This window comes from Cellulosimicrobium cellulans (genome assembly GCF_024124905.1).
GTDB classification, from domain to species: Bacteria; Actinomycetota; Actinomycetes; order Actinomycetales; family Cellulomonadaceae; genus Cellulosimicrobium; species Cellulosimicrobium cellulans_G.
Genome location: NZ_JAMXST010000002.1, coordinates 14,255 through 31,733 on the forward strand (window position 1 = coordinate 14,255; position 17,479 = coordinate 31,733).

Below are 17,479 nucleotides of genomic sequence, written 5' to 3' on the forward strand. Positions count from 1 at the left end.
GTGAGGCTGGAATGAGCGAGAACGCAACGAACGCGCCCGAGGCGGCCGAGGAGCGCGCGAACCGCAAGACGCGCCGCGGCTACGTCGTGAGCGACAAGATGGACAAGACCGTGGTGGTCGAGGTCGAGGACCGGGTCAAGCACCCGCTCTACGGCAAGGTCATCCGCCGCACGAGCAAGGTCAAGGCGCACGACGAGCAGAACTCTGCCGGCGTGGGCGACCTGGTGCTCATCATGGAGACCCGCCCGCTGTCCGCGACCAAGCGGTGGCGCCTCGCGGAGATCCTCGAGAAGGCCAAGTGATTCACCGGTCGTGACGGGCGGGCCCGCTCGCTCGTCACGACCGCTCTCGTGCCGCACCGCGGTGCGGCAACCAGTGAGGACAGGTCGGGCGGGTCCACCGCCCGGTCCTGGCCGGTTCACCCGCGAGGGACCCGGCACTGACAGCTACCCGTTCGGCAAGGCTCGCCCCGCGCGAGAACCGGCTCGACGACAGGAGTTCATTACATGATCCAGCAGGAGTCGCGACTTCGTGTCGCCGACAACACGGGTGCCAAGGAGATTCTCTGCATCCGCGTTCTCGGTGGCTCGGGCCGTCGCTACGCCGGAATCGGCGACGTCATCGTCGCAACCGTCAAGGACGCGATCCCGGGCGGCAACGTGAAGAAGGGTGACGTGGTCAAGGCCGTCGTCGTCCGTACCGCCAAGGAGCGCCGTCGTCCGGACGGTTCCTACATCAAGTTCGACGAGAACGCCGCCGTGATCCTCAAGAACGACGGCGAGCCGCGCGGGACGCGCATCTTCGGCCCGGTCGGGCGCGAGCTGCGCGACAAGCGGTTCATGAAGATCATCTCGCTGGCTCCGGAGGTGCTCTGACCATGGCCAAGATCAAGAAGGGCGACCTCGTCGTCGTCATCGCCGGCAAGGACAAGGGCAAGCAGGGCCGCGTCCTCGAGGTGCTCACCGACCGTGACCGCGTCATCGTCGAGGGCGTCCAGCGCATCACCAAGCACACCAAGGTCGGCCAGTCGCAGCGCGGCACGCGGACCGGTGGGATCGAGACCGTCGAGGCGCCGATCCACATCAGCAACGTGATGGTCGTCGACCCGGAGACCAAGAAGGGCACCCGCGTCGGGTACCGCACCGAAGAGGTCGAGCGTGACGGCCGCAAGCGCACCGTGCGCGTGCGTGTCGCCAAGCGCTCCGGGAAGGACATCTGATGAGCACCGAGATCGTTGCCCCCGAGGTGCCTCGCCTGAAGCAGCGCTACCGCGAGGAGATCGTCGCCGGTCTGCGCGAGGAGTTCGGGCACGAGAACGTCAACCAGGTCGCCCGCGTCACGAAGATCGTCGTGAACATGGGTGTCGGTGACGCCGCCAAGGACTCGAAGCTCATCGAGGGCGCCATCCGCGACCTGTCCGCGATCACCGGCCAGAAGCCGCAGGTGACCAAGGCCCGCAAGTCCATCGCGCAGTTCAAGTTGCGCGAGGGCATGCCGATCGGCGCGCACGTCACGCTGCGCGGCGACCGCATGTGGGAGTTCCTGGACCGCCTCCTGTCGATCGCCCTGCCGCGCATCCGCGACTTCCGCGGCCTGTCGCCCAAGCAGTTCGACGGGCACGGCAACTACACGTTCGGCCTCACGGAGCAGTCCATGTTCCACGAGATCGACCAGGACAAGATCGACCGTGTCCGCGGTATGGACATCACGATCGTGACCACGGCGACGACCGATGACGAGGGCCGCTCCCTGCTGCGCCGTCTCGGCTTCCCCTTCAAGGAGAACTGACATGGCGAAGAAGGCCCTGATCAACAAGGCGGCCGCCAAGCCGAAGTTCGCGGTCCGCGCCTACACCCGGTGCCAGAAGTGCGGTCGTCCGCACTCGGTGTACCGCAAGTTCGGCCTGTGCCGCATCTGCGTGCGCGAGATGGCCCACCGTGGCGAGCTTCCCGGCGTCACCAAGAGCAGCTGGTAACAACTACGTCGTAGGTCCTGGCGGAGCGCGCCGCACGGCGCGCTCCCGCCCGGATACCACGTCGAGGAAGGGCTAGAGCCCGATGACGATGACCGACCCGATCGCAGACATGCTGACGCGTCTGCGGAACGCGAACTCGGCTTACCACGAGACGGTGACCATGCCGTACTCGAAGCTGAAGTCGCACATTGCCGAGATCCTCCAGGCCGAGGGCTACATCTCCGGCTGGAGCGTCGAGGACGCGACGGTGGGCAAGAACCTCACCATCCAGCTGAAGTTCGGCCCGAACCGTGAGCGCAGCCTCGCCGGCGTGCGCCGCGTGTCCAAGCCGGGCCTGCGCAAGTACGCCAAGTCCACCGAGCTGCCGAAGGTTCTCGGCGGCCTGGGCGTGGCGATCCTGTCCACGTCCTCCGGCCTGCTCACCGACAAGCAGGCCGCCAAGAAGGGCGTGGGCGGCGAAGTCCTCGCCTACGTCTGGTAATCCGGAAAGGAGATACGCCATGTCTCGAATCGGCAAGATCCCCGTTCCGGTTCCCGCCGGAGTGGACGTCACCATCAGCGGTGCGCTCGTGACCGTGAAGGGCCCCAAGGGCTCCCTCGAGCACCACGTGCCCGCCCCCATCCAGGTCGCTCAGGAGGACGGCACCCTCGTGGTGACGCGCCCGAACGACGAGCGCGAGTCCCGCGCGCTGCACGGCCTCACGCGCACCCTCCTGGCGAACATCGTCGAGGGCGTGACGCAGGGCTACGAGAAGAAGCTCGAGATCGTCGGCACCGGTTACCGCGTGACGGCCAAGGGCTCGGACCTCGAGTTCGCCCTCGGCTTCAGCCACCCGGTCGTCGTGACGCCGCCCGCGGGCATCGCGTTCGCGGTCGAGAGCCCGACGAAGTTCTCGGTCTCCGGCATCGACAAGCAGCAGGTCGGCGAGGTCGCAGCGAACATCCGCAAGATCCGCAAGCCCGAGCCGTACAAGGGCAAGGGTGTGCGTTACGCCGGCGAGGTCGTCCGCCGCAAGGTCGGAAAGGCTGGTAAGTAACGATGGCTCTGAAGGTTCTCGGCAAGGGCAAGGCCGTCGCGCGTCAGCGCCGCCACCTCCGCCTGCGCAAGAAGATCAAGGGGACCGCCGCTCGTCCGCGCCTCGTGGTGACGCGCTCCACGCGCCACATCACGGCCCAGGTCGTGGACGACACGATCGGTCAGACGGTCGCGTCGGCCTCGTCGCTCGAGGCGGACCTGCGTGCGCTCGACGGCGACAAGAGCGCCAAGGCCCGCAAGGTCGGCGAGCTCGTCGCCGAGCGTGCGAAGGCCAAGGGCGTCGACGCGGTCGTCTTCGACCGTGGCGGCAACAAGTACCACGGTCGGGTCGCTGCGGTCGCCGACGGCGCCCGCGAGGGCGGTCTGTCCCTGTGACGACGCCGACCATCCCCACACGGAAGCAAAGGATTCTCTGATGGCTGCAGGGCAGCGCAGCAACACCGGCGCCCCCACGGGTGCCGCCAACGAGTCGAGCGACCAGAACGCGCGCGGGGGGCGCCGCGACGACCGTCGTGGTGACCGTCGCGACGGTCGCCGTGGCGACGCAGCCGAGAAGAACGCCTTCGTCGAGCGCGTCGTCACCATCAACCGCGTCGCCAAGGTCGTCAAGGGCGGCCGTCGCTTCAGCTTCACCGCGCTGGTCGTGGTGGGCGACGGCGACGGCACCGTCGGTGTCGGCTACGGCAAGGCGAAGGAGGTGCCCGCGGCGATCGCCAAGGGTGTCGAGGAGGCCAAGAAGAACTTCTTCAAGGTCCCGCGCATCCAGGGCACCATCCCGCACCCCATCCAGGGTGAGGCCGCCGCCGGCGTCGTCTTCCTCCGTCCGGCCGCTCCCGGTACCGGTGTGATCGCCGGTGGTCCGGTGCGCGCCGTGCTGGAGTGCGCCGGCATCCACGACGTGCTGAGCAAGTCGCTCGGCTCGTCGAACGCGATCAACATCGTGCACGCGACCGTCGAGGCCCTGCGCAACCTGGAGCAGCCCGAGGCTGTCGCCGCGCGCCGTGGTCTCCCGCTCGAGGACGTGGCCCCGGCCGCGCTCCTGCGTGCCCGTGCTGCGGGGGTGAACGCCTGATGGCCAGGCTCAAGGTGACCCAGACGAAGTCCGCCATCGGCGGCAAGCAGAACCAGCGCGACACGCTGCGCACTCTGGGCCTCAAGCGGATCGGCGACACCGCCGTGAAGGAGGACCGCCCGGAGATCCGCGGCATGGTCGCGACGGTGGCGCACCTCGTCACCGTTGAGGAGGTCGAGTGACCATGGCTGAGAAGGCCACCAAGGAGACCGCCGAGGCTCCGAAGAAGAAGGCTGCTGCCAAGGCCCCCGCGAAGGCGGAGGCCGCGACTGCCGAGAAGCAGTCGGGCAAGCAGACCGAGGGTGCCGGCGGCACGCTCAAGATCCACCACCTGCGTCCGGCTCCCGGCGCCAAGAAGGCCAAGACCCGCGTGGGTCGTGGTGAGGCGTCGAAGGGTAAGACGGCGGGCCGCGGTACCAAGGGTACGAAGGCTCGTTACCAGGTTCCCGAGCGCTTCGAGGGCGGGCAGATGCCTCTGCACATGCGCCTCCCGAAGCTGCGCGGCTTCAAGAACCCGTTCCGCACCGAGTACCAGGTCGTGAACCTGGACAAGCTCGCGGCGCTGTACCCCGAGGGTGGCCAGGTCACCGTCGAGGACCTCGTCGCGAAGGGCGCGGTCCGCAAGGGCCAGCTCGTCAAGGTGCTCGGCACGGGCGAGATCACCGTCAAGCTCGAGGTCGCGGTCGACGCCCTCTCGGGCGCCGCGCGCGAGAAGATCCTCGCGGCCGGCGGTTCGGTCTCGGAGGACTGACACCCCTGGACAGGGCCGGTGGCGCGCTCGCGCCGTCGGCCCTGTCCGCGTCTGGGGAGGCCCTCCCGCACGACCCGTGGTCCGTCCGGCAGCGCGCCACGGTTAGACTCTCCGACGGTTGTCTCCCCGCACCCCGGGGTGACCGCCGTCACTCGCAGGTCCACGGTCGGTCCGTCCGGTCGTCGGGACCGACTTGCCGTTCGACGCGGCGCTACGGCTAGGGTGCCTCTTGGCGCCCGTGCCGTGCGTCACACCTCGCCGGGCCTCCCGGCGACACGACATCCCGCCTCGGCGGGCCAGGAGGATAGGTGCTCAGCGCATTCGCCCGGGCTTTCCGGACGCCCGACCTGCGGCGCAAGCTGCTGTTCACGATCGCGATCATGGCGATCTTCCGGGTGGGGTCGTTCATCCCCACGCCGGGTGTGGACTACCCCAACGTGCAGCAGTGCATCGCGGAGACCGCCGACGGCAACGACCTGCTCGGCCTCGTCAACCTCTTCAGCGGTGGCGCCCTGCTCCAGCTGTCGATCTTCGCGCTCGGCATCATGCCGTACATCACCGCGAGCATCATCGTCCAGCTGCTGCGCGTCGTGATCCCTCGCTTCGAGGCGCTCCACAAGGAGGGCCAGTCGGGCCAGGCGAAGCTCACGCAGTACACGCGCTACCTGACGATCGCCCTCGCCATCCTCCAGTCGACGACCGTCATCACGACGGCGCGCAACGGCCTGCTCTTCCAGGGCTGCTCGGTGGACGTCATCCCCGACGGCAGCTTCCTGACGATGGCGCTCATGGTCATCACCATGACCGCGGGCACCGGCCTCATCATGTGGCTCGGCGAGCTCATCACCGAGCGCGGCGTCGGCAACGGCATGTCGCTCCTCATCTTCACGTCGATCGCCGCGAGCTTCCCGACCGCCCTGTGGTCGATCGCCGGTGGTGCGAACGGCGCGACGAACTTCATCATCATGATCGCGGTCATCGTGGTCGTCATCGGCCTGGTCGTGTTCGTCGAGCAGTCCCAGCGCCGCGTCCCCGTCCAGTACGCCAAGCGCATGGTCGGGCGCCGCATGTACGGCGGGTCGAGCACCTACATCCCGATCAAGATCAACATGGCCGGCGTCATCCCGGTCATCTTCGCGGCCTCGTTGCTCGCGGTCCCGGGCCTCATCGCGCAGTTCGGCGACCAGAGCGCCGACTGGGTCATCTGGGTCAGCACGAACCTGGCCGACCCGGCCGCGCCGCTGCACATCGTGCTGTACGTGCTGATGATCCTGTTCTTCTGCTTCTTCTACACGTCGATCACGTTCAACCCGGACGAGGTCGCGGACAACATGAAGAAGTACGGCGGCTTCATCCCCGGCATCCGTGCCGGGCGGCCGACCGCCGAGTACCTCGACTACGTCATCACCCGCATCACGTCCGCGGGCTCCATCTACCTCGCGCTCGTCGCCCTGCTGCCGACGCTGGTCCTCATCGGGCTCGGCGTGAGCACGAACATCCCGTTCGGTGGCTCCTCGATCATCATCGTCGTCGGCGTCGGCCTGGAGACGGTCAAGCAGATCAACTCCCAGCTGCAGCAGCGCCACTACGAAGGGTTCCTCCGTTGAGCAACGCCACCGACGGCCAGTCCACCTCGCGTCCCGCGCGCCTCGTCATCATGGGCCCGCAGGGCGCGGGCAAGGGGACGCAGGCCGCCCGGCTCGCCGAGCAGCTCGCCATCCCCGCGATCTCGACCGGAGACATCTTCCGGGCGAACATCAAGGGCGGCACGGAGCTCGGCAGGCTCGCGCAGGAGTACACCGCGAAGGGCGACCTCGTCCCCGACTCGGTGACGAACGCGATGGTGCGCGACCGTCTCGCCCAGGACGATGCGGCGCAGGGGTTCATCCTCGACGGGTACCCCCGCAACGCGGCCCAGGTCGTCGAGCTCGACGCGATCCTCGCCGACCTGGGTGTCGCGCTCGACGGCGTCGTGGAGCTCACGGCCGACCGCGACGAGCTCCTCGCCCGACTGGCGAAGCGCGCGGAGATCGAGGGCCGCGAGGACGACACCGAGGAGGCCATCGCGCGCCGCCTCGACATCTACGCCGAGCAGACGGCGCCGCTCACGTCCGCCTACGACGAGCGCGGCCTGCTCGTGCGTGTCGACGGCATCGGCGACGTCGACGAGATCACCGGACGCATCGTCTCGGCGCTGACCGCGCTCGTCGGCTGAGCGCCGTCCGTTCGTCCGTCAGGTTCTGGGGAGCAGCAGGGTGTTCGGTCGCGAGCGCATCGAGTACAAGACGCACGACCAGGTCCGGTCCATGCGCAGCGCCGGCCTCGTGGTCGCGCGGGCGCTCGAGACGGTCCGTGAGACCGTCCGCCCGGGCATGACGACGGCCGACCTGGACGCGCTCGCCGCCGCGGTGATCGCCGACGCTGGCGCGACGCCGTCGTTCCTCGGCTACGAGGGATACCCGGCGTCGCTGTGCGTGTCCGTGAACGACGAGGTCGTGCACGGCATCCCCGGTCCGCGCGAGCTGCGCCCGGGCGACATCGTCTCCGTCGACTGCGGGGCGATCGTCGACGGCTGGCACGGCGACTCGGCCGTCTCCTTCGTCCTCGGAGAGGGCGAGCCGCGCGACGAGGCGCTCGTCGAGGCCACGCGCCGCGCGATGTGGGCGGGCATCGCCGCGCTCGCCACGCGCGAGCGGCTCGGCGACGTGGGTGCCGCGATCGAGGACTCGGTCCGGGTCTCGGGAGAGTCCGACGGCGTCTCCTACGGGATCGTCGAGGAGTACGTGGGCCACGGCATCGGCTCCGCGATGCACCAGCCGCCCGACGTCCCGAACTACCGCACGCGTGAGAAGGGCCCGCGGCTGCGCCCGGGCATGTGCCTCGCGATCGAGCCGATGCTGACCCTCGGCGACCGGTTCACCGAGGTCTGCGAGGACGACTGGACGGTCGTGACCGACGACGGCGCCCGTGCCGCGCACTGGGAGCACAGCGTCGCGATCCTCGACGAGGGGATCTGGGTCCTCACCGCACCCGACGGCGGCGCGGCCGAGCTCGCGGAGCTCGGCGTCCGCGTCGCGCCCCTGGCGGCCTGACGCCTCGACCCGCCCGGCACCTGACGCCTGCGCGGCCCGGCGTCCGCACGGCACCTGTCTGGTCGGCCCGGCGCACGGCGGGGGAGTGACGCGTCGCACGACCTCCGGCGCCCGCCACGGTTTCGCGACTCTTGCCGAATGCCGTAGGATGGTCCGTCGGGTGTAGTCCGTGCACGTCGTTCGACCGGCCCCCGTCCCTCGGGACCCGGGCGACCGATCCTCGCACGCGGCTCCACGCACCTCCCACGAACGGACGACCCTCGGGTCGGGCGTGCGCGGGAGTACCAGCAGTTCAGACGAGAGTTAGCGGAGGACATGGCAAAGAAGGACGGTGTCATCGAGATCGAGGGCAGCGTGGTCGAGGCCCTGCCGAACGCGATGTTCCGCGTGGAGCTGGCCAACGGTCACAAGGTTCTCGCGCACATCTCGGGCAAGATGCGCCAGCACTACATCCGGATCCTCCCCGAGGACCGGGTCGTGGTCGAGCTGAGCCCGTACGACCTGTCCCGCGGCCGGATCGTCTACCGCTACAAGTAGTCGCCACGCGTCCACCCACTCACCCGCCTCGCCACCCGGATCCCGGGACCGCCCGTCGGTCGCGCCCGGAGCGGGGCACCACTGAGGGAACGAAGATGAAGGTCAAGCCCAGCGTCAAGAAGATCTGCGACAAGTGCAAGGTGATCCGCCGGCACGGTCGCGTCATGGTGATCTGCGACAACCTGCGGCACAAGCAGCGCCAGGGCTGAGCCCGCGCCTGCGCCACGGGTGACGGTCCCTCGGGACCGCGGTCACCTGGCCGCCCGTCACGACGACGGACGACCACCAGCGCACCACCACGAACCTGCTCGGCACCCCGGACACGCGTCCGGGAGGAGAGCGCCACAGGCAGGGGAACCCCCGGCTCGGAGGCCGGGGCCCACGGAGCTCCCCGTGGGAGGGCGGTGCGAGAGACCTCCGACGAAGCACGAGGAGCCGAAAGGCACATGGCACGTCTCATCGGCGTCGACCTCCCCCGCGACAAGCGGCTCGAGGTTGCGCTCACCTACATCTACGGCGTCGGCCGTACCCGCGCCCAGCAGACGCTGGCCGCGACCGGCATCAGCCCGGACGCGCGCGTGAAGGACCTCGGCGACGCCGAGCTCGTCGCGCTCCGCGACTACCTCGAGGGCAACTACAAGCTCGAGGGTGACCTCCGTCGTGAGGTGGCCGCCGACATCCGCCGCAAGGTCGAGATCGGCACCTACCAGGGCCTGCGTCACCGCCGCGGCCTGCCCGTGCGCGGCCAGCGCACCAAGACCAACGCGCGTACGCGCAAGGGACCCAAGCGCACCGTGGCCGGCAAGAAGAAGGCCCGCTGAGCCAGTCCGCAGGGCGGGCCCCGCTCGGGTGCTGACGTCGGCCGCACGGTCCACGTCGTCCCGGTCGGAGATCCCCGCGGTCAGACCACCTCAGACCAGGAGAGAAACGAAAGATGCCTCCCAAGACTCGCGCCGCCGCTGGGCGCAAGCCTCGCCGCAAGGACAAGAAGAACGTCCCCGCCGGCCAGGCGCACATCAAGAGCACGTTCAACAACACGATCGTGTCGATCACGGACCCGTCGGGCGCCGTGATCGCGTGGGCCTCCGGCGGCGACGTCGGCTTCAAGGGCTCGCGCAAGTCGACCCCCTTCGCCGCCGGCCTCGCGGCCGAGGCCGCTGCCCGCAAGGCGCAGGAGCACGGCATGAAGAAGGTCGACGTCTTCGTCAAGGGCCCGGGCTCGGGTCGCGAGACGGCGATCCGCTCGCTGCAGTCGGCCGGCCTCGAGGTCGGCTCGATCCAGGACGTCACGCCGCAGGCGCACAACGGGTGCCGCCCGCCCAAGCGTCGTCGCGTCTGACCCTCGTCGTCGGCGTGCCGTCGACGGGCCGCCCGGTCACCGACCGGCCGAGCCCGTCGACGGCGCCCGTCACGGGGCAGCAGCCTCCTGACGGGGTCGACGCACCCTTCCCGACCGGGTGGACAGAGTCCCGGCCGGGGCCGCGTGCCGCAGGCACGCACCTCGCCTTGAACCGTGCAGCGTCATATGGCGGACGCTCACCGAAAGGAAACCACCAGTGCTGATCGCACAGCGCCCCACCTTGACCGAAGAGGTCATCTCGGAGAACCGTTCGCGCTTCTCCATCGAGCCGCTGGAGCCCGGCTTCGGCTACACGCTCGGCAACTCGCTGCGTCGCACGCTGCTGTCGTCCATCCCGGGCGCGGCGGTCACCTCCATCCGCATCGACGGTGTGCTCCACGAGTTCACCACCGTGCCGGGTGTGAAGGAGGACGTGACCGAGGTCATCCTCAACATCAAGAACCTCGTCGTCTCCTCGGAGAACGACGAGCCCGTCGTGATGTACCTGCGCAAGCAGGGTGCTGGTGCGGTCACCGCGGCGGACATCGTCCCGCCCGCGGGTGTGGAGGTCCACAACCCCGAGCTGCACATCGCCACGCTCAACGACAAGGGCAAGCTCGAGATCGAGCTGACCGTCGAGCGCGGCCGTGGGTACGTCTCGGCCTCGCAGAACAAGTCCTTCGACGCCGAGATCGGGCGCATCCCGGTCGACTCGATCTACTCGCCGGTCCTCAAGGTGACCTACAAGGTCGAGGCGACGCGTGTCGAGCAGCGTACGGACTTCGACAAGCTGGTCGTGGACGTCGAGACGAAGCCGGCCATCTCGCCGCGCGACGCGCTCGCGTCGGCGGGCAAGACGCTGGTGGAGCTCTTCGGCCTGGCCCGTGAGCTCAACGTCGAGGCCGAGGGCATCGAGATCGGCCCGTCGCCGACGGACGCGGCTCTCGCCGCGGACCTGGCGCTGCCGATCGAGGAGCTCAACCTCACGATCCGCTCGTACAACTGCCTCAAGCGCGAGGGCATCCACCAGGTGGGCGAGCTCGTCGCACGCAGCGAGGCGGACCTGCTGGACATCCGCAACTTCGGTGCGAAGTCCATCAACGAGGTGAAGGAGAAGCTCGCCGAGCTCGGCCTGTCCCTCAAGGACTCGCCGCTCGACTTCGACCCGTCGGCCGCCGCGTACTACGACGGCGACGACGAGGCGACGTTCTCGGACACCGAGCAGCAGTACTGAGCCTGCGGCTCTAGACACCTCAGCGCGTCCGGGTCCGCACCTGCGGCGCGAACACTTCCCAAGGAGCACATCCCATGCCTACCCCCGCCAAGGGCCCCCGGCTCGGCAGCGGACCGGCTCACGAGCGCCTGATGCTCGCGAACCTGTCCACCCAGCTCTTCGAGCACGGCCGCATCACGACCACCGAGACCAAGGCGAAGCGTCTGCGCCCGGTGGCCGAGCGCCTCATCACGTTCGCCAAGCGCGGCGACCTGCACGCGCGTCGTCGCGTCCTGCGCGTCGTGCGCGACAAGTCCGTGGTGCACACGCTGTTCACCGAGATCGCCCCGCAGATGGCGGAGCGTGAGGGTGGCTACACGCGCATCACGAAGGTCGGCACGCGCAAGGGCGACAACGCGCCCCTCGCCGTGATCGAGCTCGTGACCGAGCCCGTCAGCCCCAAGCAGGCCGTCGTCCGCGAGGCGGAGAAGGCCGCGGAGAAGGCGAGCAAGAAGAAGGCTGACAAGCCGGCCAAGAAGGCCGACGCGGTCGAGGACGCGCCCGTCGAGGACGCTCCCGTCGCCGTCGAGGACGCTCCCGCCGAGGACGTCCAGGACGCGCCCGTCGAGGACGCCGCCGAGGAGAAGAAGGAGGCCTGAGCCTCCTCGATCGACTCTCGGGGTCTTCCGCGACCCCACGCCGCAGGGCCCGGGACCGTACGGTCCCGGGCCCTGCGGCGTTCTGCCGCCCTGCCGGCGTCGGTGTGCGTGCGGCCGCGAAGGTGGGTGCGAGATCGGCCCGTACGGCCGAGATCGACCTTCGGGAGGTCGACGTCGCGACGTCCGGGTCGATCTCGCGTCGAGGAGGGCCTACGGTCGAGACGTGACGAGTGTCGACTCCTCCCTGGCGGCGTGGCCGCCCGTCGTGCTCGTGCACGGCTCGCGCACGTCGCGGTCGATGTGGCGCGACCAGCTCGCGGCCCTGCGCCGCGCGGGCGTCGACGCGGTGGCCGTGGACCTGCCGGGGCACGGGGCGCGGCGGGGCGAGGCGTTCACCCTGGACGGTGCCGTGGAGGCCGTCGCGTCCGGGATCGACGAGCTCGGCGGGCGTGCGCTCGTCGTCGGGCTGTCGCTCGGCGGCTACGTCGCGATCGAGGCACGGGCTCGTCACCCCGAGCGCGTCGTCGGCCTCGTGGCCGCCGCCTGCTCGACACCGCCCGCCACCCGACTGCGCGGGGGCTGGCTCCTCGTCGCGCGCGGCATCGAGCGCCTGCCCGACGGTGGAGCGGGGCTCAACCAGGCGCTCGTCGACCGGGCGCTGACGCCGCAGGCCGCGGCCGACCTCGCGGCCGGCGGCTTCGCGCTCGACGTGATGAGCGCGATCCTGCGCGAGGTCGAGGCGGTCGACCCGGTGTCCGCGCTCGCCGCCGCGGACTCGCCCGTGTGGGTGGTCAACGGGCGGTGGGACCACTTCCGGTTCGGGGAGCGGGGGTTCGTCGAGGCGGCCCGGCGCGGGGGAGCGCCCGCGCGGCTCGTGGTGATCCCGGGCGCGCGGCACCTCGTGAGCCTCGACGCGCCGGTCGCGTTCAACCGGGCCCTGCTCGACGCCCACCGCGCGGTCGCGGCGGGTCGTCCGGCCCCCGGGGCGGACGGGGCGCCGCCCGCGGGCGTCGCCCCGCGCCGCGCCGTCGAGCGCTGAGGCGGTCAGGCCGGCGGCAGGTCCCAGGCGCGTGCACCGCCGACGAGCGCCGCGGAGTTGGGGACGACCACGACGTCGTCGCCGAGGCGGTCGAGGACGCTCGGGGCGATCTGCCGCGAGTTCCCGCCGCCCAGGTACAGCCGGTCCCACCAGAAGACGGGCCGCAGGCCCTCGACGACCGCGAGGACGCGCCGCGACCACAGCCCGTTGCCGAGCCGGCGGCGTTCCGGCTCGCCGACGTACTCGTCGTAGGTGGTGCCGCGCCGCACCGGGGCGCGCGACCACTCGAGGTGCGGCGAGAGCCGCCCGCCGTGGAAGAGCGCCGACCCCAGCCCCGTCCCGAGCGTCAGCACGAGCTCGAGCCCGGACGCCGCGACGACGCCCGCGCCGTGCACCTCGGCGTCGTTGAGCACGAGCGCGGGCACGCCGAGCCGCCGGGCGACGGCCGCCTGGACGTCGAAGCTCGTCCATGCCTCGACGAGCGCCGGGTCGACGCGCGAGCGGGGTCCGCTGCGGGTGACGTAGTGCGGGGTGTGCACGACGACCCCGCGCCGGATCATGCCGGGCATCCCGACGGTGGCCCGGTCGGCGGGCGGCAGCGTGGCCGCGATCTCCGCGATCGTCTCGACCAGCAGCTCGGGGGGCAGCGGGTAGGGCGTGGGCACGCGGACGGCGGCGGCGTGGGCGGTGCCCGACGCGTCGAGCACGTTGGCCTTGATCCCGCCGCCTCCGCAGTCGACGGCGAGGGTGCGGACGTCTGCGCGGTCGCCGGTCATGGGCGGCAGCGTAGGCACGACGACGCGCGTGCCGCACGGCCGGGCGACTACGGTGAACTCCCGTGAGCGACGCCCCGGCCCCCGACGCCCCCGAGTCCGCCCCTGCCGACGGCACGGGGCGGCACGCGCTGCCCGACGGCGTCGTGCGGGTCCGCCTGGACCTCGCCTACCAGGGGACGGACTTCGCCGGGTGGGCTCGCCAGCCGGCGCTGCGGACGGTCCAGGGCGCGGTCGAGGACGGTCTCGCGACGCTCCTGCGGGGGCCGGCACCGCGCCTCACCGTCGCGGGGCGCACCGACGCGGGGGTGCACGCGCGGGGACAGGTCGCGCACGTCGACCTCACGCGGGACCAGTGGGAGGCGTTGCCCGGGCGCTCCGACCGCTCGCCCGGCGACGCGCTCGTCGCGCGGCTCGGCGGGGTGCTGCCGAGTGACGTCGTCGTCCACCGCGCGGCGCCGGCGCCGGCCGGGTTCGACGCCCGTTTCTCGGCCCTGCACCGCGCGTACACGTACCGGGTCGCGGACGACGCGGCGCAGCGCGACCCGCTGCGGCGCGCCTGGGTCCTGTGGAACCGGCGCCCGCTCGACGTCGCCGCGATGGACGCCGCCGTGCAGCCGCTCCTCGGGGTGCGCGACTTCGCGGCGTTCTGCAAGCCGCGCCCCGGGGCGACGACCATCCGTGAGCTCCAGCACCTGTCGTGGTCGCGGCCGGTCGACGGTCCCGACGCGGGCCTCGTCGTCGCGCACGTCCGCGCGGACGCGTTCTGCCACAACATGGTCCGCGCGCTCGTCGGCGCGTCGCTCGCGGTGGGGGAGGGGCGACGCGACGTCGCCTGGCCCGCGGAGCTCCTCGCGAGCCGACGCCGCGACGCGGGGGCCGGCGTCGTCCCCGCCCACGGGCTCGTGCTCGAGGAGGTCACGTACCCGCCCGAGGACGAGCTCGCCGCCCGCGCCGACCGGATCCGCGCCGTCCGGAACGAGGAGGACGTCTGGGACGAGGGCGCGTCGCGCGACCAGGCCGGACCGCCGAGGGGCTAGCCCGTCACGGCTCCTCGACGACGTGCACCGCGGCCTCCTCGGCGCCCGCGGCGCCCCCGGAGATGCCCTCGTCGTCGGCGTAGGTGTCGTTCTGGCGGCCGTCGAGCGCGTCAGGGTCCGCGACGAGGCGGCCCGACCGGGTGTCGTCGGGGCGCTCGAGCGGGTCGCGCTCCCAGTCCTCGGGCTCCTCCTCGGCGAGACGCTGGTCGAGGGTCTCGCCGTGCACCTCCTCCCACGGCGTCTCGCCGTAGTGGTTCGTGCGGGGGCGGTCGGGCGGGGAGTAGCCCTCGTCGAGCACGTCGTCCACGCCGCGGTCGAGCAGCGTGTCCTCGGCCTGGAGCTGGTCGTTGTCGCCCTCGGCGCCGGTCTCCGGGTCCGGGCTGGTGCCGGTGGTGTCTTCGCTCATGCGTCCACAGTGGCACCTCGCGCGGCCGGACGCAGCATCTGCGCCCGGACCTGCACCGACGTGCCGCGGGCGGTACCGTGGCACGGGTCGCGCGCGCCGTGGCCTCCCCGAACGACCCCGAGAACCGAGGACCACCATGGCCGGCATCGACGACATCCTGTCCACCATCCCGCTCGACCAGCTCGCCGGTCGGCTGGGCGTCGACGAGGCGACGGCGCAGCAGGCCGTCGGCGCGGCGCTCCCCGCCCTGCTGGGCGGGCTCCGGGCGAACGCGCAGGACCCGGCCGGCGCGGCGTCGCTCGGCCAGGCGCTCACGCAGCACGACCCGTCGCTCGTGGAGGGCGGGGTGAACCTCGACGACGTGGACACGGCCGACGGCGAGAAGATCGTCCGCCACGTCTTCGGGTCGAACGAGGAGGCCGTCGTCGCGCAGCTCGCCGACTCGACGGGGACCCAGCAGGGTCTGCTCTCGAAGGTGCTCCCCGCGCTCGCGCCGATCGCGCTGGCGTTCCTCGCGAAGCAGCTCGGCGGCAAGGACGCGGGCGCGGGCTCCTCCACGGCGGCGTCGGAGAGCGCCGGCGGCGGTGGGCTGGGCGACCTGCTCGGCGGGCTGCTGGGCGGCGGCTCGGGCGGGTCCGGGGGCGGCCTCGGGGACCTCCTGGGCGGTCTGGGCGGGCTCCTCGGGGGCGGTCGGCGCTGAGCCCGGTGGCACCCGCGGCCGTCGTGCACGGGGTGCAGCGGTGCCGGCGCGGTCCGGGAGCGCGGAATCCGCGTGACCCGGTGGGCCCGGCCGGGAGACCATGAGGCCGTGGGACACCTCGACCTCAGCGACGTCACGTATCACCTGCCCGACGGACGCACTCTCCTCGACGGCGTGAGCCTGCGCGTCGCGGACGGCGCGCGGGTCGCGCTCGTCGGGCCGAACGGCGTCGGCAAGTCGACGCTCCTGCGCATCGTCACGGGCGACGTCGCTCCGCACGGCGGGGTGGTCGTGCGCAGCGGCGGCCTGGGCGTGATGCGGCAGGACGTCGGGCGGATCGACGACGACCGCACGGTCCGGGACCTGCTCGTCGAGCTCGCGCCCGCCGCGGTCAAGGAGGCGGCGCTCGAGCTCGCCGCGGCGGAGCACGACATCATGACGGTCGACGACGAGCCCGCCCAGCTCCGGTACGCCCAGGCGCTCGTCGACTGGGCCGACGTCGGGGGCTACGACGCCGAGACGGCGTGGGACGAGGTGACCGACGAGGTCCTGTCCGTCCCGTTCGAGAAGGCGCAGTGGCGCGACGTGCGCACGCTGTCCGGCGGCGAGCAGAAGCGCCTGGCGCTCACGGCGCTGCTCCGCGGGCCCGAGGAGGTGCTACTGCTCGACGAGCCGGACAACCACCTCGACGTGCCGACCAAGCGCTGGCTCGAGGAGCGGCTCGTCGCGTCGCCCAAGACGGTGCTCTACGTCTCGCACGACCGCGAGCTGCTGTCGCGCACGGCGACGCAGGTCGCGACGCTCGAGCCGACGCCGGGCGGTGGGACGGTCTGGGTGCACGGCGGCGGGTTCGCGACCTACGCGCAGGCGCGCGCGGACCGGCGCGAGCGCCTGGCGGAGCTTGCGAGGCGGTGGGACGAGGAGCACGCGAAGCTGCGCGAGCTCGTGCAGACGCTCAAGACCAAGGCCGCCTACAACGACGGGATGGCGAGCAGGTACCAGGCGGCGAAGACGCGCCTGCGCAAGTTCGAGGAGGCGGGCCCCCCGGAGGTGCTCGCGCGCGAGCAGCGCGTCACCGTGCGCCTCGCCGGCGGCCGGACCGCCAAGCGCGCCGTGACGTGCCGGTCGCTCGAGCTCACGGGCCTCATGAAGCCGTTCGACCTCGAGGTGTTCTTCGGCGAGCGCGTCGCGGTGCTGGGCTCCAACGGGTCCGGCAAGTCGCACTTCCTGCGGCTCCTCGCCGCCGGCGGGAGCGACCCCGAGCCCGGGGTCGTGCCCGACCCCGCGACGTCCGACGGCGTCCGGCCCGACCCCGTGGCGCACACGGGTCGCGCGGTGCTCGGCTCGCGGGTCCGGCCGGGCTGGTTCGCCCAGAACCACGACCACCCGGAGCTGCGGGGGAGGACCCTCCTGGAGATCCTCCACCGCGGCGACGGGCACCGGGCGGGGATGGGGCGCGAGGGCGCGAGCCGCGCGCTCGACCGGTACGAGCTGGTCGGCCAGGCGGAGCAGCGCTTCGAGACCCTGTCCGGCGGCCAGCAGGCGCGGTTCCAGATCCTCCTGCTCGAGCTCGACGGCGCGACCCTCCTCCTGCTCGACGAGCCGACGGACAACCTCGACCTGCACTCGGCCGAGGCGCTCGAGGCCGGTCTCGCGGCGTTCCAGGGCACGGTGCTCGCCGTGACGCACGACCGCTGGTTCGCGCGCGGGTTCGACCGCTACCTCGTGTTCCGCGGGGACGGGGAGGTCGTCGAGGCCCCGGAGCCGGTCTGGGACGTCGAGCGCGTGCAGCGGGCGCGGTAGCCGCCGCGTACGGGGCTGCCGCCGCGTGCCGGTGGTGGCCGGCG

Annotated in this window: 26 protein-coding genes; 24 read left to right on the plus strand and 2 right to left on the minus strand. The window is 71.7% G+C overall.

All coding sequences use genetic code 11. The annotated features are described in order from the left end of the window. Positions 1-11 precede the first annotated feature (11 nt). The 21 genes from rpsQ to NHH00_RS05190 all read left to right on the plus strand — a co-directional run bounded on the left by rpsQ (position 12) and on the right by NHH00_RS05190 (position 12,713). On the plus strand, positions 12-302 hold the full coding sequence (gene rpsQ / locus NHH00_RS05090) for a 30S ribosomal protein S17 (protein ID WP_047233816.1): 291 nt from the start codon (positions 12-14) through the stop codon (positions 300-302). Positions 303-506: 204 nt separating this feature from the next. Next, positions 507-875 carry a 50S ribosomal protein L14 gene (gene rplN, locus NHH00_RS05095; RefSeq protein ID WP_021480431.1) on the plus strand — a complete coding sequence of 123 codons (369 nt, stop codon included), beginning with the start codon at positions 507-509 and terminating at the stop codon, positions 873-875. 2 nt (positions 876-877) lie between these two features. After that, positions 878-1,219 (plus strand): 50S ribosomal protein L24, encoded by a 342-nt coding sequence (rplX, locus tag NHH00_RS05100; protein WP_087471316.1) that lies wholly within the window; start codon positions 878-880, stop codon positions 1,217-1,219. Beyond that, a complete protein-coding gene (gene rplE, locus NHH00_RS05105; protein ID WP_087471317.1) occupies positions 1,219-1,788 on the plus strand; it encodes a 50S ribosomal protein L5 in 570 nt (189 codons plus the stop codon). The genes rplX and rplE overlap by 1 nt, the downstream gene beginning before the upstream one ends. A gap of 1 nt (position 1,789) precedes the next feature. Continuing rightward, positions 1,790-1,975 carry a type Z 30S ribosomal protein S14 gene (locus tag NHH00_RS05110; protein ID WP_021480434.1) on the plus strand — a complete coding sequence of 62 codons (186 nt, stop codon included), beginning with the start codon at positions 1,790-1,792 and terminating at the stop codon, positions 1,973-1,975. A gap of 82 nt (positions 1,976-2,057) precedes the next feature. Further along, on the plus strand, positions 2,058-2,456 hold the full coding sequence (gene rpsH / locus NHH00_RS05115; RefSeq protein WP_087471318.1) for a 30S ribosomal protein S8: 399 nt from the start codon (positions 2,058-2,060) through the stop codon (positions 2,454-2,456). 19 nt (positions 2,457-2,475) lie between these two features. Continuing rightward, positions 2,476-3,012, plus strand: a complete 537-nt coding sequence (gene rplF / locus NHH00_RS05120) for a 50S ribosomal protein L6 (protein WP_087471319.1) — start codon at positions 2,476-2,478, stop codon at positions 3,010-3,012. Positions 3,013-3,014: 2 nt separating this feature from the next. After that, entirely contained in the window at positions 3,015-3,386 is a 372-nt protein-coding gene (gene rplR, locus NHH00_RS05125; RefSeq protein ID WP_047233819.1) for a 50S ribosomal protein L18, read from the plus strand. A 40-nt stretch (positions 3,387-3,426) separates the two neighbouring features. After that, entirely contained in the window at positions 3,427-4,083 is a 657-nt protein-coding gene (rpsE, locus tag NHH00_RS05130; RefSeq protein ID WP_024840322.1) for a 30S ribosomal protein S5, read from the plus strand. Beyond that, positions 4,083-4,265 carry a 50S ribosomal protein L30 gene (gene rpmD, locus NHH00_RS05135; RefSeq protein ID WP_021480439.1) on the plus strand — a complete coding sequence of 61 codons (183 nt, stop codon included), beginning with the start codon at positions 4,083-4,085 and terminating at the stop codon, positions 4,263-4,265. The genes rpsE and rpmD overlap by 1 nt, the downstream gene beginning before the upstream one ends. 2 nt (positions 4,266-4,267) lie before the next feature. After that, positions 4,268-4,834, plus strand: coding sequence for a 50S ribosomal protein L15 (gene rplO / locus NHH00_RS05140; protein WP_253050809.1), 567 nt, complete (start codon positions 4,268-4,270; stop codon positions 4,832-4,834). 308 nt (positions 4,835-5,142) lie between these two features. After that, positions 5,143-6,441, plus strand: coding sequence for a preprotein translocase subunit SecY (secY, locus tag NHH00_RS05145; RefSeq protein ID WP_253050810.1), 1,299 nt, complete (start codon positions 5,143-5,145; stop codon positions 6,439-6,441). Continuing rightward, positions 6,438-7,049, plus strand: a complete 612-nt coding sequence (locus NHH00_RS05150; RefSeq protein ID WP_290444891.1) for an adenylate kinase — start codon at positions 6,438-6,440, stop codon at positions 7,047-7,049. Before secY ends, NHH00_RS05150 begins: the two co-directional genes overlap by 4 nt. 40 nt (positions 7,050-7,089) lie before the next feature. After that, on the plus strand, positions 7,090-7,926 hold the full coding sequence (gene map, locus NHH00_RS05155) for a type I methionyl aminopeptidase (RefSeq protein ID WP_253050811.1): 837 nt from the start codon (positions 7,090-7,092) through the stop codon (positions 7,924-7,926). 315 nt (positions 7,927-8,241) lie between these two features. Continuing rightward, positions 8,242-8,463 carry a translation initiation factor IF-1 gene (gene infA / locus NHH00_RS05160; RefSeq protein ID WP_012867920.1) on the plus strand — a complete coding sequence of 74 codons (222 nt, stop codon included), beginning with the start codon at positions 8,242-8,244 and terminating at the stop codon, positions 8,461-8,463. Between the two features lie 95 nt (positions 8,464-8,558). Next, complete coding sequence (rpmJ, locus tag NHH00_RS05165; RefSeq protein ID WP_003956441.1) at positions 8,559-8,672, plus strand: 50S ribosomal protein L36; 114 nt, start codon at positions 8,559-8,561, stop codon at positions 8,670-8,672. A 237-nt stretch (positions 8,673-8,909) separates the two neighbouring features. Further along, positions 8,910-9,284: a 30S ribosomal protein S13 gene (gene rpsM / locus NHH00_RS05170; RefSeq protein WP_021479758.1), complete on the plus strand. Its 375-nt coding sequence runs from the start codon at positions 8,910-8,912 to the stop codon at positions 9,282-9,284. Positions 9,285-9,397: 113 nt separating this feature from the next. Further along, entirely contained in the window at positions 9,398-9,802 is a 405-nt protein-coding gene (gene rpsK, locus NHH00_RS05175; RefSeq protein ID WP_021479759.1) for a 30S ribosomal protein S11, read from the plus strand. Positions 9,803-10,019: 217 nt separating this feature from the next. After that, a complete protein-coding gene (locus tag NHH00_RS05180) occupies positions 10,020-11,036 on the plus strand; it encodes a DNA-directed RNA polymerase subunit alpha (protein ID WP_253050812.1) in 1,017 nt (338 codons plus the stop codon). A gap of 74 nt (positions 11,037-11,110) precedes the next feature. Next, positions 11,111-11,674 (plus strand): 50S ribosomal protein L17, encoded by a 564-nt coding sequence (rplQ, locus tag NHH00_RS05185; protein ID WP_253050813.1) that lies wholly within the window; start codon positions 11,111-11,113, stop codon positions 11,672-11,674. Between the two features lie 223 nt (positions 11,675-11,897). After that, complete coding sequence (locus NHH00_RS05190; protein WP_253050814.1) at positions 11,898-12,713, plus strand: alpha/beta fold hydrolase; 816 nt, start codon at positions 11,898-11,900, stop codon at positions 12,711-12,713. A 5-nt stretch (positions 12,714-12,718) separates the two neighbouring features. On the opposite strand, the gene NHH00_RS05195 is transcribed toward NHH00_RS05190, so the two are convergent. Then, the gene (locus NHH00_RS05195) at positions 12,719-13,489 is read right to left on the minus strand and encodes an ROK family protein (RefSeq protein ID WP_253050815.1); all 771 of its coding nucleotides are present in this window, start codon (positions 13,487-13,489) and stop codon (positions 12,719-12,721) included. Positions 13,490-13,617: 128 nt separating this feature from the next. On the opposite strand from NHH00_RS05195, the gene truA reads away from it, so the two are divergent. Continuing rightward, a complete protein-coding gene (truA, locus tag NHH00_RS05200) occupies positions 13,618-14,526 on the plus strand; it encodes a tRNA pseudouridine(38-40) synthase TruA (RefSeq protein WP_253051419.1) in 909 nt (302 codons plus the stop codon). 4 nt (positions 14,527-14,530) lie between these two features. Here the strand turns inward: truA and NHH00_RS05205 are convergent, their stop codons facing one another. Beyond that, a complete protein-coding gene (locus NHH00_RS05205; protein WP_253050816.1) occupies positions 14,531-14,932 on the minus strand; it encodes a DUF5709 domain-containing protein in 402 nt (133 codons plus the stop codon). Positions 14,933-15,068: 136 nt separating this feature from the next. On the opposite strand from NHH00_RS05205, the gene NHH00_RS05210 reads away from it, so the two are divergent. Beyond that, entirely contained in the window at positions 15,069-15,632 is a 564-nt protein-coding gene (locus NHH00_RS05210) for a DUF937 domain-containing protein (protein WP_253050817.1), read from the plus strand. Positions 15,633-15,740: 108 nt separating this feature from the next. Next, positions 15,741-17,435 (plus strand): ABC-F family ATP-binding cassette domain-containing protein, encoded by a 1,695-nt coding sequence (locus NHH00_RS05215; RefSeq protein WP_253050818.1) that lies wholly within the window; start codon positions 15,741-15,743, stop codon positions 17,433-17,435. Positions 17,436-17,479: the final 44 nt, after the last annotated feature.

Excerpts from the sequence above, each read along its gene's own strand:
- rpsM (WP_021479758.1), top strand. The coding sequence starts at position 8,910 with ATGGCACGTCTCATCGGCGTCGACCTCCCCCGCGACAAGCGGCTCGAG.
- NHH00_RS05210 (WP_253050817.1), top strand. The coding sequence starts at position 15,069 with ATGGCCGGCATCGACGACATCCTGTCCACCATCCCGCTCGACCAGCTC.
- rpmJ (WP_003956441.1), top strand. The coding sequence starts at position 8,559 with ATGAAGGTCAAGCCCAGCGTCAAGAAGATCTGCGACAAGTGCAAGGTG.
- rpsH (WP_087471318.1), top strand. The coding sequence starts at position 2,058 with ATGACGATGACCGACCCGATCGCAGACATGCTGACGCGTCTGCGGAAC.
- NHH00_RS05110 (WP_021480434.1), top strand. The coding sequence starts at position 1,790 with ATGGCGAAGAAGGCCCTGATCAACAAGGCGGCCGCCAAGCCGAAGTTC.
- infA (WP_012867920.1), top strand. The coding sequence starts at position 8,242 with ATGGCAAAGAAGGACGGTGTCATCGAGATCGAGGGCAGCGTGGTCGAG.
- rplR (WP_047233819.1), top strand. The coding sequence starts at position 3,015 with ATGGCTCTGAAGGTTCTCGGCAAGGGCAAGGCCGTCGCGCGTCAGCGC.
- rplE (WP_087471317.1), top strand. The coding sequence starts at position 1,219 with ATGAGCACCGAGATCGTTGCCCCCGAGGTGCCTCGCCTGAAGCAGCGC.
- rplO (WP_253050809.1), top strand. The coding sequence starts at position 4,268 with ATGGCTGAGAAGGCCACCAAGGAGACCGCCGAGGCTCCGAAGAAGAAG.
- rpsK (WP_021479759.1), top strand. The coding sequence starts at position 9,398 with ATGCCTCCCAAGACTCGCGCCGCCGCTGGGCGCAAGCCTCGCCGCAAG.
- rpsE (WP_024840322.1), top strand. The coding sequence starts at position 3,427 with ATGGCTGCAGGGCAGCGCAGCAACACCGGCGCCCCCACGGGTGCCGCC.
- rpmD (WP_021480439.1), top strand. The coding sequence starts at position 4,083 with ATGGCCAGGCTCAAGGTGACCCAGACGAAGTCCGCCATCGGCGGCAAG.
- rplX (WP_087471316.1), top strand. The coding sequence starts at position 878 with ATGGCCAAGATCAAGAAGGGCGACCTCGTCGTCGTCATCGCCGGCAAG.
- rplN (WP_021480431.1), top strand. The coding sequence starts at position 507 with ATGATCCAGCAGGAGTCGCGACTTCGTGTCGCCGACAACACGGGTGCC.
- NHH00_RS05195 (WP_253050815.1), bottom strand. The coding sequence starts at position 13,489 with ATGACCGGCGACCGCGCAGACGTCCGCACCCTCGCCGTCGACTGCGGA.
- rplQ (WP_253050813.1), top strand. The coding sequence starts at position 11,111 with ATGCCTACCCCCGCCAAGGGCCCCCGGCTCGGCAGCGGACCGGCTCAC.
- NHH00_RS05205 (WP_253050816.1), bottom strand. The coding sequence starts at position 14,932 with ATGAGCGAAGACACCACCGGCACCAGCCCGGACCCGGAGACCGGCGCC.
- rplF (WP_087471319.1), top strand. The coding sequence starts at position 2,476 with ATGTCTCGAATCGGCAAGATCCCCGTTCCGGTTCCCGCCGGAGTGGAC.
- rpsQ (WP_047233816.1), top strand. The coding sequence starts at position 12 with ATGAGCGAGAACGCAACGAACGCGCCCGAGGCGGCCGAGGAGCGCGCG.